Here is an 11,198-nt window from a genome sequence, read left to right as displayed (position 1 = left end):
GGACTGTACGCGCGAATCTGCGAGTGTGACCGACGTCCCGTCGACTGGGTGAGAAACAGACGAACGACAGCCGCGTCGACGCCCTTCGACGCCGTTACCAGGCGGACCAGGCCGCAGTCGTCGTGTCGCGCCCGTAGAGGCGTTTCACGTCTTTCGCGAACACCATGTCGCCCTCGTGGTCGAACTTGTCGAACCGGTAGTTGTCGGCGTCGGCGTCGGTTCGGACGTGGATGCCGTCGACTTCGAACTCCTCGCCGCCCGCGGATTCGACCTCACCGACGACGAACTCGTAGTCGCCGGGCACCTGCATCTTCAGGCTCCGCGAGGCGTCCGTGCGGCCGTCGTTCGGGTGGATGGTGACGTTCACGGTCACGTTGTCGACGACGCGCGTCCAGAGCGTCTGGACGTCCTCGACCGTCGCCTCGTCGACGCGCTGTTCGGGACCGACCTCGATGGCGGTGACCCGGACCTGCATCAGCGCCTCGGGCGTGTCCACGATGAACTCCTCACCCAGCGCGACAGTCTCCTCGGCGGGCGCGTCGACGGTGGTCGACAGCGATTCACCGTCCTGGGAGACGACGACGTCGACCGGTACCTCGCGGGGTTTCTCCACCTTCTCCTTGCGGACGTGACCACACGCGGTACACCGGACGGTCGAGTGGCCGTCCGGCTTGACGACTTCGTGGACCGTCTGCTCGTCGGGCGAGCAGGACGGGCAGACGAGCGGCACGCGCTCGCCGGCGTCGGGAATCGTACTCATATGCGCTCGTCTACTGCGCCCAGCGGTGAAAAGGGCACGTTTCGCCGGTTCTGTGGGTGGTCGTGGCACGGCTCGCCGTAGGGCGGAGACGCGACGTCCGGTCCGTAGCCCGGCCGGGAGCGTCGTCGCCCCCACCCGTGGCCCGCTCGCCTCCCCGGACTGTCCGTCGTCTCTCGGACCGAACCCGCCCGTCGGGAGGTGGTTGCGGGTGCAAGCTGTACGGTCATTCGAACCGAGTCGGTAGACCCAGTCGGACCCGCTCCGTGCTGCCGACGCGCTCTCCGACCGCCGTGTCGTGTGGCCGCTGGCCGAACGCGGTCAAGTGTGCCGCCCGGCGAGAGTGCGTCCCGCAGGGCCGCTCGCCTGCCACGAACAAGCCCTTGGTGGTGGCGATATCCGTTCGAGTCATCGGGTTTTCGGGCTTTCTCCGGTGACGACGGAAACGCGGCCCCGGCCCGCCTCGAGGACCCGGCCGTCGGCCCACTCTCACGCTCTCGCTCTCTGCACGCCTGTCCGAACCGCCGTCCGCGTCGACGGCCCCGTCTGTGTCGTCTCTCCGCTCTCCTCCCGTCCGCCGGGCTGGGCGGGCGGCGACCACTCCTGCTCACGGCTCCGCCGTTCGCTCATCGAGGAAGCGCTACTTCCTCCCCATCCGCGTAGACGGTCGGGTCTCGCAGGATACCGTCCAGGTGGAGCGGTGCCTCGGTGTCGCCGCCGATGGAGGCGTCGTCGCCGATGGCGATGTGCACGGTCCCGGCGGCCTTCTCGTCGAGGAGGACCGACCCCACCAGCTCGGTGACGCCGACGTTCGTCCCGACCCCCAGTTCGGCGAGGTTGTACGCGTCTCTCCCCACGGACTCGGCACCTTCCTCGACCTGCGCACGGACGGCGTCGTCGGAGATGTGGGTCACGTAGCCGTCTTCGACCTCGAACCGCAGTTCCTCCTCGAGGAGACCGTGTGGCCGCATCGTTCCGTCGACGACGTACGTGCCGTGCGCCGTCTCGGGGGCGACGAACACCTCTCCCGCGGGGAGGTTCGAGAACGCCCCGGCGTCGTGGACGATGCCGGTGTCGGAGTGCCACTCCCGGTCGCCCGGTTCGAACGTGATGTCGGTCCCGCGTTCGGTCGTCACCCGGACCTCCTCGGCGTCCGAGACCTGCTCGTACACGTCCTCGCAGTGGTCGGAGATGGCCTGGTAGTCGGCGTCTAACCCCGCGACCATCACCTCCTCGGTGATGCCGGGCATCGTCGCGCCGCGCGCCCCGTTCTCGCAGGCGGCCGACCGGGCGCGGGTGTGACTGATGCTCTTCGTCGTCGGCGCGACGAACACGTCCGCGTCGCGCATCGCCGCCGCGACGGTCGTCGGCGGTTCGGCCCCGTGCTGCGGTCCCGGCGGGTACTGGACGACGACGACGTCTTCCGTCCGTTCCTTCCCGGCCTCGTAGAGGAACTCACCGATACGTCGGCGCCTGTCGTCCGTGACGATCACGAACGACTCCCCCACCTCGACGGCGAGACACTGGGTCACGGCCGTCTCGGCGGCCTCCGCGAGCCGCGTGTCTGATTCGCTCATACCGCGGCGAAGGGGGGTGAGTCGGTTAGGTCTTCCCCTCGGTCGGTTCCCGCTGCCCACGTCGGTTTTCCCGTGTGACCGTGGCTAAATCTCCGGATTCTCGGAACGAAAACATCGAAGCCGTTACTCGTGTAGGAATTAATTTCTACCCGTTAGCGTCCGAAATAACTAATTGGCTGTCCCGTGGATGAGGAGGTATGTTGAAGGTCGGAGTAAACGGGTACGGAACCATCGGAAAGCGCGTGGCCGACGCGGTGGCCGCGCAACCGGACATGACCGTCGTCGGCGTCGCCAAGACTCAGCCGAACTACGAGGCACACGCCGCCGTCCGCCGTGGCTACCCGTTGTACGCCGCCATCCCCGAACGCGCCCCGCTCTTCGCCGAGGCCGGACTCGAACTCGCCGGCGCCGTCGACGAACTCGTCGCCGAGGCCGACGTCATCGTCGACGCCACCCCCTCCGGCATCGGGGCCGAGAACCGCTCTCTCTACGAGTCGCACGACACCCCCGCGCTGTTTCAGGGGGGCGAGTCGCCCGACGTCGCGGACGCGAGTTTCAACGCCCGCGCCAACTTCGACGCCGCGGCGGACGCCGACTACGTCCGCGTCGTCTCGTGTAACACCACGGGGCTCTCTCGCGTCATCGCCCCCCTCCAGGAGGAGTACGGCGTCGAGAAGGTCCGGGCCACGCTGGTCCGCCGGGGCGGCGACCCCGGGCAGAACACGCGCGGGCCGATCAACGACATCCTGCCCAACCCCATCTCCGTGCCCTCTCACCACGGCCCCGACGTCAAGACCATCTTCGCCGACCTCGACATCGACACGATGGGGCTGAAGGTGCCCGCGACGCTGATGCACGTCCACGCGCTGAACGTCACGCTCGACGAACGCGTCACCGCTGCACACGTCCAGGCTCTTCTGGAGCAGGAGAACCGCCTCTACGTCATCCCCGAGGGGATGGGTATCGACGGTGTCGGCAAACTGAAGAACTTCGCGCTCGACGCCGGCCGACCGCGCGGTGACCTCTGGGAGAACTGCATCTGGGGCGAGTCCATCGCCGTCCGCGGGCGGGACCTCTACCTGTTCCAGGCCATCCACCAGGAGTCCGACGTCGTCCCCGAGAACGTCGACGCGATTCGGGCCGTGATGGGGCTCGAACCGCAGGACGAGTCGATGCGCCTCACCGACGACAGACTGGGCGTCGGCATCAGCGGTGACCCGGCGGGGTTTAGCCAACAGCAGATTCACGCCGACGACTGACCCACCGGTTCCGGCCCGGTTCCGACTCCTTCTCGTCGCCCGACGCTCGCTGCTCGCCGTCGGCTACCGACGCTCGATGACCGTCCCGCCCGCACCGACGGCTACCGTCGGGTTCGCGCGGACGACGGCCTTCAGGTTCGCGCCGGTCGGCGTCTGTTCCCGCGTCCAGCGGTCGCGGCCGAGACGGAACACCACGCCGCCCCCGCCGACGGTCAGGCCGTCGCCCCCGCCGACCTCGACGTCGCGGAGGCTCGCGTCGCCGGTGTCCGATCGGACCCACTGCGACCCGTTCCACGCGTAGATGGTGCCACCACCGCCGGAGACGGTGACGTCGTCAGGCCCGTCGCTGTCGACGCCGTAGAAGTTGTGGTTCGCGTCGGCGATTCCCAGTTTCTCCCACGTCGCCCCGTCGCTGGTGACGAACACGGTCTGGTTGCCGTCGACGGCGTGGCCCTTCCGGCCGTCGTAGAAGTCGATGGCGTTGACTGCGGCCCCGCTCCCGGGCGTCACGCTGTCCCAGGTTCCGGTCGCGCCGTTCTCGAACGAGTAGTAGACCTTCCCGGAGTCGCCGGCGACGTACACGTTCGCCTCGTCGGCCGTCCCGGTCACGGAGACGTCGTTGAAGTTGTTCGTCACGTCGTTCGGCGCGGAGTGGTCCGTGAGGACGCCCGCCTCGACGTCGTACTCGCCGATGGCGCCGCTCGCGCCGACGAACCACAGTCGCGAGCCGTCGTCGGTGACGTCCGCGCCGTAGAGGTTGTTCCCGTTGCCGGTCGGTCCACCGTCGAGGACCGTCCGCCAGCCGTCGGCCCCTCGCCGGACGACGACGCCGCCCCCGCCGACGGCGTAGACGCCGTCGCTGGTCTCCTCGACGTCGAAGAGCGTGTTGCCCGTCGGCGTCTCCGCCGTGGTCCACCCCTCGGCGGATCCCCCGCCCGTCGCCGCACCGGTCGTGGAGAACACGCCCACACCGGCGAGCGAGGCCGCAGCACCTTTCAGCACTGTTCGTCGCGTGGCTTCGGGGACGTCACTCATCGGAACTCACCGTCGGGAGCGAGGGTCGAGAGTCAGGTAGGCGCTGTTCCTGATAGTTCGACGGTTTAAACCACCCCGTCGGTTCCGTCGGTCCCGACGGTCCTGTCAGTCCTCTCGGTCCCTGGCGACGACGCGCCGGCTGCGGTTCAGCCGTCGCCCTCGTCCGCGTCGTGTTCGGCCGGAAAGAGCTGTCTGCCGACCTTCGCCCGCACCGCGCGGAGGTGTTCCGACACCGTCGCCTTCGAGACGTCGAGGTGGTCGGCCAGTTCGGCGGCCGACACGCCCTCGGACTCGAAGTACCCCAGACGGACGGCGAGCGCCGCCGTCTCGCGCTGTCGCGCCGTGAGGTCGTTCAGGTCGACGAGGACCGTCCGCGGCTCTCCGGTGTCGGCCCCGGCCGCCTCGTCGGTCCGGAGCGCTTCGAGCGACACGCTCTGTCCGAGCTCGTCCAGCGCCTCCATACACGCCCGCAGTTCGGCCTCGTCGACGGCGGCGAACGCGAGCCTGAGCCACTCGTCGGTCACCGACAGGTCGTACGGTCGCAGCGGGAGGTGGTCGAACCCGGCCGCCGGACACCGGGCGGGACAGCGTTCGCAGGCCCACCCGTCCTGGCCGTCTGCGTCGGGGTCGAGGCGGCAGACGACCGTCTCCTTGGTGGCGTCGACGGCCCGCAGCGTCGCGTCGTCCGTCACGGCCGCCGCTTCGTCCTCGAGCACCACCTGCGGCGGCGTCTCCCCCTGTGCCGGGACGAGGTTCCTGACCGTGTAGTCGCTGACGACGCGCCCCAGCGGGCAGTCCTCGCGGGGGCGGACGGCTAGCTGTGCGTGAATCCCGTCGGCCATCGTCGGTCGTTCCCGCCTCGGCCGGCGCTTTCGACCTGTCGAACAAGTGCCTTGTGACGGGGACACCCGTCCCGGACGCCCCGACGCGTCACTCCTGCTTCAGCAGTTCCACGGCGACGAGCGGCTCTCCCGTCAGCGCGCGGATGTACGCGCCGCCCGCGATGGAGACGTGCGAGAAGTCCGACTCCGAGAGGTCGTACATCCCGATGGCGCGGGAGGTGTCGCCGCCGCCGACCACGGAGAAGCAGTCGGTGTCGGCGATGGCTTCGAGGATGCCCACCGTGCCGACTGCGAAGCGTTCGTCCTCGAACAGGCCGAGCGCGCCCTTCACGAAGACGGCCTCGGAGTCGCGGACGATGGGGTCGTACTCGGTGACCGTCTCGGAGCCGACGTCGAGGAACGCGCGGTCCTTCTCGGTGATGATGTCGACGCGGCTCTCCGCGCGCTCGTCGTTCTCGTCCTCGTACGCGAGGTCGACCGCGAGTTCGATCTGGTCGCCGCGCTCGTCGAGGAGCGCCTCGATGGTCTCGTGGTTCGACTCCCACTGGTCGTCGAAGAGGTCCATCCCCTCGATGTCCTCCCCGACGGGGTAGCCGGCCGCACGGAGGAACAGTTCGCCGGCGATACCTCCCAGGCAGAACGTGTCGACCTTGTCGCCGATGGCGTTCATCACCGAGATGACGTCGGTCGCTTTGGTCCCGCCGACGACCATCGTCACGTTCCCCTCGAACTCCTTGGTGGCGATGGCGGAGTTGGCCTCGTACTCCGACACCATCACGCGGCCCGCGTACGCCGGGAGCACGAGCGGGAAGCCGACGAGCGAGGCGTGAGCGCGGTGGGCGGCGGAGTACGCGTCGTTGACGTACGCGTCGAACTCCGGGGCCAGGGTCCGAACGAACTCGCTCTCGGCGTGTTCTTGGGGCTCTCGCTCGGGGAGTTCGTCGTCGGTCATCCGGGTGTTCTCGAGCAGGAGGACGTCGCCGGCGTCGAGGTCACGGATGGCGTCCAGCGCCGTCTGTCCGAACGTCGAGTCGACGAACTCGACGTCGACGCCGGCGTGGTCGGCGAGGATGTCGGCGTGGCTCTCGAGCGAGACGAAGTCGTCGTCGCCGGGGCGGCCCTGGTGCGCCATGAGTGCGACGCGGTGGCCGGCGTCGGCGAGGTCACGGACGGTCTCCGCGTGCCGCTCGAACCGGCGGTTGTCCTGTGCGACGCCGTCCTCGACGGGGGAGTTCAGGTCGAGACGGACGAGGACGCGCTGTTCGGGGTCGAGGTCGTCGAGCGTCTTGAACATGTGTGCGAGGAGGTGGGACGGGCACTTAGTGGTGTGCGACTCCGCCGACCGACCCGCCGGTCGCGCGTCGTAGCGGCGGCGCTCCGCGAGTCGGCTGCGGGCGGGTGCGCCTGGTGCCGGTGGCGCCGTCGCCGGCGTTCGCTCCGGACTGGCTACCGGCCGATCAGTAGTCGTGGACGTACGCGGCGACGTCGAGCATCCGGTTCGAGAACCCGTACTCGTTGTCGTACCACGTCAGGATCTTCGCCTGCTTGCCGTCGGCGACGACGTTCGTCGAGTCGAGGTCGACGTACGACGAGTGGGGGTTCCCGAGGATGTCGCGGGAGACGATCTGGTCGTCCGTGACGCCGAGGACGCCCGCCATCTCGCCTGCCGCCGCGTCCATGAACGCGTCGTTGATCTCCTCGGCGCTCGGCTGGGCCTCGAGTTCGACGACGAGTTCGGTGAGCGAGCCGTTCACCGTGGGGACGCGGATGGCCATCCCGTCGAGCTTCCCGTCGAGCTGGGGGAGAATCTCGGTGGTCGCCTGCGCGGCACCCGTCGACGTCGGGACGATGTTCTCGGCGGCGGCGCGGCCGCGACGGCGCTTCGACTGCGGCGCGTCGATGATGCTCTGACTCCCGGTGTAGGAGTGGACGGTCGTGAGCTGGCCCGCGACGATGCCGAACTCGTCGTCGAGCACCTTCGCGACCGGTGTCACGGAGTTGGTCGTACACGAGGCGTTGGAGACGACCGACTCGCCCTCGTACTCGTCGTGGTTGACGCCGTAGACGATCTGCTTGACCGGTTCGTCGCCCTTCGGCGGTGCGCTGATGACGACCTTGTCCGCGCCCGCGTCGACGTGTGCGGAGGCGTCCTCGTGCGTGCGGAAGATGCCCGTACACTCGAGGGCGACGTCGACGTCGAGGTCGTCCCACGGCAGTTCGGCGGGCGACTGGACGTTGTACAGGTCCACCGACGTCCCGCCGATGGTGAGTTTGTCGTCCTCCAGTTCGACGCCGTCGAGCCGCGGCATGACGGAGTCGTACTTGGCGAGGTACGCCATGTCGTCGAACGACATCACGTCGTTGATACCGACGAGGTCGATTCGGGGCTCGTCCTGGACCGCGCGGAAGAGGTTGCGACCGATACGCCCGAAGCCGTTGAGTCCCACCCTGACGACCTCCTCCTCGGGGACGTCGTCACCGGCACTCAGGTACGATTTTTCACTCATAAGTGAGTTAGTTACGGTTGTATGTCCACGACCACGCACTAAATCTGTTTCGGAACTTCCATCCACCCTGACGGACTCTCCCGCGAGACCGGACGTTCCGGGTCCAGCGGACCGTTCCGCCGACCACGCGCCGATTCTCGCAGATGATTCGTGTTACAGAAGGCTTTTGGTACGAAGAACCATACCTCTGTTCATGCGAAGAGACGACCGTGACGATCCGTTCGACTCTATCTTCGGCGAAATCGAACGGATGATGAGCGAAATGACTGGCGGCGACACCACCGGCTTCGCCTCCGAGACGCACGTCGACGTGTTCGACGAGGGCGACACCGTCCGCCTCGTCGCGGACCTCCCGGGCGTGGAGAAGGACGCAATCGACCTCAAATGTGATGGAGAGACGCTCACCGTCTCGGCCGCGTCGAACCGACGCGAGTACGACGAGCGCATCCGACTCCCGACGCGCGTCGACGAACACTCCGCGTCCGCGTCGTTCAACAACGGCGTGCTCCAGGTCACCTTCGACAAGGTCGAAGACTCCGCCGCCATCGACGTCGAGTAACGGACGGCGTCGCGGTCTCACTCTCTCGATTCTTCGGCTCCAGCCGTCCGCTCGACGAGTCCCGCGAGCGCGTCGTAGAAGCCCGGGTCGTACTTGTCCGCGTGGTCGATCGTCGGCCGTGCGTTCGTCTCCCCGACGACGACACGCTCCTCCGTGACGAGGAGGTCCACCCCCAGATAGTCGATGCCGAGCGCCACGGCGACGGACTCGGCGACCCGTCTGTACTCGACCGGGAGGTCGACGGCGTCGGCCTCGGCTCCGCGGTGGACGTTGTGCTTCCACCGACCGGCCTCGCGCGCCGGGTCGGGGAGTCGGCGCTCGACCCCGCCGTAGCAGTCGCCGTCGACGACCATCGCGCGGTAGTCGCGCGCGTCGGGCAGGAACTCCTGGACGAGGTAGGACTTGTCGCCGGTCGCGCGGTAGTCGTGGACCAGGTCGAGGTAGTCGACCACCCCGAGGAGGGAGTCCTCGTCGTCGACCTTCGTGACGCCCACGCCGCGGGTCGCGGAGTTCGGTTTCACGACCAGCGGGTACGACAGCCCCGAGACGGCTTCGACCACCTCGCGCTCGGAGACGGGGTTCGACAGCATCACCGTCTCCGGCACCGGGAGTCCCGCGTTCGAGAGCGCCGCGGCGACGCCACCCTTGTTCCGCGAGGTCACCACCGCCTCCCGGTCGTTCACCCACGGCACACCGAGGAGGGCGTCGAGCGCACCCCCCTCCATCAGTCGGGAGGGGAAGACGAACCCGACGTCCACGTCCGGGACCCCGTCGGACACCGTGTCGGTGAGGCCGATGGCGCGTTCCTTCGCCCGGAGCGCGACGACGTCGATGCCGCGGTCGGCGAGCGGGTCGCGCATCCGCTCGTACGTCTCCCCCTGCGTGGCGACCGCCAACCGGAGCATACCCTAGCGGTGGCGGGACGAGAGAAAAACCGTTCGACGGGCGACGGGCGGGCCCGACCTCAGGCGACCAGCAGTTCTTCGCCCTTCTCGACGACGATGCGGCACGGCGGCGACATCTTGTTGTACGAGCGGCGGAGCGCGTCCTTCGCGATGTCGGCGTGTTCGGGCTGGCAGTAGATGCTGAAGACGACGTCGCCGTTCATGACGCGGGCGGCCGTCCCCACGGGCTTGCCGAACGACTGGCGCATCCCGTCGGAGACACGGTCGGCACCCGCACCCGTCGCCTGCTTGTTCTCGCGGATGACGTGGTGGGGGTGCTTGTGGAGGATCATCTTGTAGTTCTCCTGCCCCACCTGCTTCAGCATGCGGCGGTTCGCCGACAGGCGCGCCGACTCCAGCGACCCGTGACGGATCTGGCACTCCTCCTCGACGCGGAGGCTGATGTGGACCGGGTAGTCGTCGGGACCGGTCTGGAGGTTACCCATGTTGAACTGTGCGATCTTCGAACCGGGGACGCCCGTGATGTACTCCCGTCGGGTGTACGCGGACGTATCGATCTCCCGGTACATGGAGGCCGGTTTGTCTGCCATGGTTACTTGCGTTGGCGAACGTCTACGCGGGCTAAAAGGGCTTCGAAGCGCCCTCACGCCGTGGGTTGGTTTCACGGCCGACCCCGGCGGCCGCCCCGTCGTCACCCCGACGCGCTCCGCTCTGGCTGTCACCGGGGAGGGCCGCCTCACGCGTCGACGGCAGTCAGAGGTAGAATACCTCGAACTCGTGGCCACACTCGCGACAGGCCAGGTCGCGCCCCCGGAGTCGTTCCCCACCTCCGTCCGGCAGTACCGCATCGAGGTCGGTCCGGACGGTCGCCTCACAGGACGGACACGAGAGTTCGACTGGTCGCCATGCCATGCCACACAGTCACGACTTCTGATGAGTTAACTATGCGCCCGATAACCGTGTTAACGACTCCCAAAATCAGGGTATTCTGAACGTACTCGCTCGACCGAGCTCTCGACGACCCCACACGCACCGGTCGAGACCACTCCCCTCCCGAACACCGAAGTGCTATTACCCTCCCTCCGACCTCCTCTCACGTAGAGACGCCATGCTCCTCGTCTGCGACACCGAGGTCGACCCCGACGCCTACGGCTACCTCCCGCGGGCGCTGCGCGCACTGCTTCCCGACCACGACCACTACCACTATCCGACGCGCGGCGGCGTTCCCTCGCTCGACGGGGTCGACGCCGTCGTCGTCACCGGGAGCACCGCCGGCGTCTACGAGGCCGACGCCCGGCCGTGGATCGAAGAGGCGAAGACGCTCGTCCGTCGGGCCGTCGACCGGGAGGTTCCGACCCTCGGCGTCTGTTTCGGTCACCAGCTCGTGAACGACGCCCTCGGCGGGCACGTCGAACACCGGGGGCTCACCGCCCGTCTCGTCGACGCCGACCTCGCCGACGACCCGCTCTTCGACGGGGTCGAGCCGACCTTCCCGATGGTCCACGGCGACCACGTCACCGACCTCGGCGACGGCATGGAACCCATCGCCAGCGCCGACTACTACCCGTTCCTCGCGACGCGCCACGCCGAGGCGCCGGTCTGGACGACACAGTACCACCCGGAGTTCACCGGCGACCTCCTCCCGCGAATCAAACGCGACTTCGGCTGGGCGGGCGCTCGCGACTTCGGCGACGTCACCGCCACTCGCACGGTGGCGAACTTCTGCCGACTCGCCGGTGTCGAGACCGACGACTGAC

Annotated in this window: 12 protein-coding genes; 3 read left to right on the top strand and 9 right to left on the bottom strand. The window is 68.2% G+C overall.

All coding sequences use genetic code 11. The annotated features are described in order from the left end of the window. Positions 1-94: 94 nt before the first annotated feature. A complete protein-coding gene (locus tag ACESK5_RS04020; protein WP_372910258.1) occupies positions 95-760 on the bottom strand; it encodes an HVO_0476 family zinc finger protein in 666 nt (221 codons plus the stop codon). Positions 761-1,383: 623 nt separating this feature from the next. Beyond that, positions 1,384-2,334, bottom strand: coding sequence for an aminopeptidase (locus tag ACESK5_RS04015; protein ID WP_372910257.1), 951 nt, complete (start codon positions 2,332-2,334; stop codon positions 1,384-1,386). A 197-nt stretch (positions 2,335-2,531) separates the two neighbouring features. On the opposite strand from ACESK5_RS04015, the gene ACESK5_RS04010 reads away from it, so the two are divergent. Next, complete coding sequence (locus tag ACESK5_RS04010; RefSeq protein WP_372910256.1) at positions 2,532-3,593, top strand: type II glyceraldehyde-3-phosphate dehydrogenase; 1,062 nt, start codon at positions 2,532-2,534, stop codon at positions 3,591-3,593. Between the two features lie 63 nt (positions 3,594-3,656). Here ACESK5_RS04010 and ACESK5_RS04005 read toward each other — a convergent pair whose 3' ends face one another. The 4 genes from ACESK5_RS04005 to gap form a co-directional block, all read right to left on the bottom strand. After that, positions 3,657-4,628 (bottom strand): WD40/YVTN/BNR-like repeat-containing protein, encoded by a 972-nt coding sequence (locus tag ACESK5_RS04005; protein WP_372910255.1) that lies wholly within the window; start codon positions 4,626-4,628, stop codon positions 3,657-3,659. 146 nt (positions 4,629-4,774) lie between these two features. Continuing rightward, positions 4,775-5,470, bottom strand: coding sequence for a helix-turn-helix domain-containing protein (locus ACESK5_RS04000; protein ID WP_372910254.1), 696 nt, complete (start codon positions 5,468-5,470; stop codon positions 4,775-4,777). A gap of 88 nt (positions 5,471-5,558) precedes the next feature. After that, complete coding sequence (gene pgk / locus ACESK5_RS03995) at positions 5,559-6,764, bottom strand: phosphoglycerate kinase (protein ID WP_372910253.1); 1,206 nt, start codon at positions 6,762-6,764, stop codon at positions 5,559-5,561. Positions 6,765-6,927: 163 nt separating this feature from the next. Further along, positions 6,928-7,977 (bottom strand): type I glyceraldehyde-3-phosphate dehydrogenase, encoded by a 1,050-nt coding sequence (gap, locus tag ACESK5_RS03990; RefSeq protein WP_372910252.1) that lies wholly within the window; start codon positions 7,975-7,977, stop codon positions 6,928-6,930. 193 nt (positions 7,978-8,170) lie between these two features. Here gap and ACESK5_RS03985 point away from each other — a divergent pair, with 193 nt between their 5' ends. After that, positions 8,171-8,536: an Hsp20/alpha crystallin family protein gene (locus tag ACESK5_RS03985; RefSeq protein WP_372910251.1), complete on the top strand. Its 366-nt coding sequence runs from the start codon at positions 8,171-8,173 to the stop codon at positions 8,534-8,536. Positions 8,537-8,553: 17 nt separating this feature from the next. Here the strand turns inward: ACESK5_RS03985 and ACESK5_RS03980 are convergent, their stop codons facing one another. From ACESK5_RS03980 to ACESK5_RS03970, 3 genes are all read right to left on the bottom strand, one after another. Continuing rightward, positions 8,554-9,441 (bottom strand): RimK family alpha-L-glutamate ligase, encoded by an 888-nt coding sequence (locus ACESK5_RS03980; protein WP_372910250.1) that lies wholly within the window; start codon positions 9,439-9,441, stop codon positions 8,554-8,556. Positions 9,442-9,500: 59 nt separating this feature from the next. After that, positions 9,501-10,031, bottom strand: a complete 531-nt coding sequence (locus ACESK5_RS03975; protein ID WP_372910249.1) for a 50S ribosomal protein L16 — start codon at positions 10,029-10,031, stop codon at positions 9,501-9,503. A 163-nt stretch (positions 10,032-10,194) separates the two neighbouring features. Further along, the gene (locus tag ACESK5_RS03970) at positions 10,195-10,353 is read right to left on the bottom strand and encodes a hypothetical protein (RefSeq protein ID WP_372910248.1); all 159 of its coding nucleotides are present in this window, start codon (positions 10,351-10,353) and stop codon (positions 10,195-10,197) included. 196 nt (positions 10,354-10,549) lie between these two features. Between ACESK5_RS03970 and ACESK5_RS03965 the strand changes: the two genes are divergently transcribed. Continuing rightward, positions 10,550-11,197, top strand: a complete 648-nt coding sequence (locus tag ACESK5_RS03965; RefSeq protein WP_372910247.1) for a type 1 glutamine amidotransferase — start codon at positions 10,550-10,552, stop codon at positions 11,195-11,197. Position 11,198 lies beyond the last annotated feature (1 nt).

This window comes from Salinigranum sp. (assembly GCF_041641895.1).
Classification (GTDB): domain Archaea; phylum Halobacteriota; class Halobacteria; order Halobacteriales; family Haloferacaceae; genus Salinigranum.
Note: the sequence above shows the minus strand (reverse complement) of the source record. Positions and strands in the feature narration are given on the sequence as shown.

Coding starts and splice junctions, on each gene's coding strand:
- ACESK5_RS04000 (WP_372910254.1), bottom strand. CDS start 5,470: ATGGCCGACGGGATTCACGCACAGCTAGCCGTCCGCCCCCGCGAGGAC.
- gap (WP_372910252.1), bottom strand. CDS start 7,977: ATGAGTGAAAAATCGTACCTGAGTGCCGGTGACGACGTCCCCGAGGAG.
- ACESK5_RS03970 (WP_372910248.1), bottom strand. CDS start 10,353: ATGGCATGGCGACCAGTCGAACTCTCGTGTCCGTCCTGTGAGGCGACC.
- ACESK5_RS03965 (WP_372910247.1), top strand. CDS start 10,550: ATGCTCCTCGTCTGCGACACCGAGGTCGACCCCGACGCCTACGGCTAC.
- ACESK5_RS04005 (WP_372910255.1), bottom strand. CDS start 4,628: ATGAGTGACGTCCCCGAAGCCACGCGACGAACAGTGCTGAAAGGTGCT.
- ACESK5_RS03980 (WP_372910250.1), bottom strand. CDS start 9,441: ATGCTCCGGTTGGCGGTCGCCACGCAGGGGGAGACGTACGAGCGGATG.
- ACESK5_RS04020 (WP_372910258.1), bottom strand. CDS start 760: ATGAGTACGATTCCCGACGCCGGCGAGCGCGTGCCGCTCGTCTGCCCG.
- ACESK5_RS03975 (WP_372910249.1), bottom strand. CDS start 10,031: ATGGCAGACAAACCGGCCTCCATGTACCGGGAGATCGATACGTCCGCG.
- ACESK5_RS04015 (WP_372910257.1), bottom strand. CDS start 2,334: ATGAGCGAATCAGACACGCGGCTCGCGGAGGCCGCCGAGACGGCCGTG.
- ACESK5_RS04010 (WP_372910256.1), top strand. CDS start 2,532: ATGTTGAAGGTCGGAGTAAACGGGTACGGAACCATCGGAAAGCGCGTG.
- pgk (WP_372910253.1), bottom strand. CDS start 6,764: ATGTTCAAGACGCTCGACGACCTCGACCCCGAACAGCGCGTCCTCGTC.
- ACESK5_RS03985 (WP_372910251.1), top strand. CDS start 8,171: ATGCGAAGAGACGACCGTGACGATCCGTTCGACTCTATCTTCGGCGAA.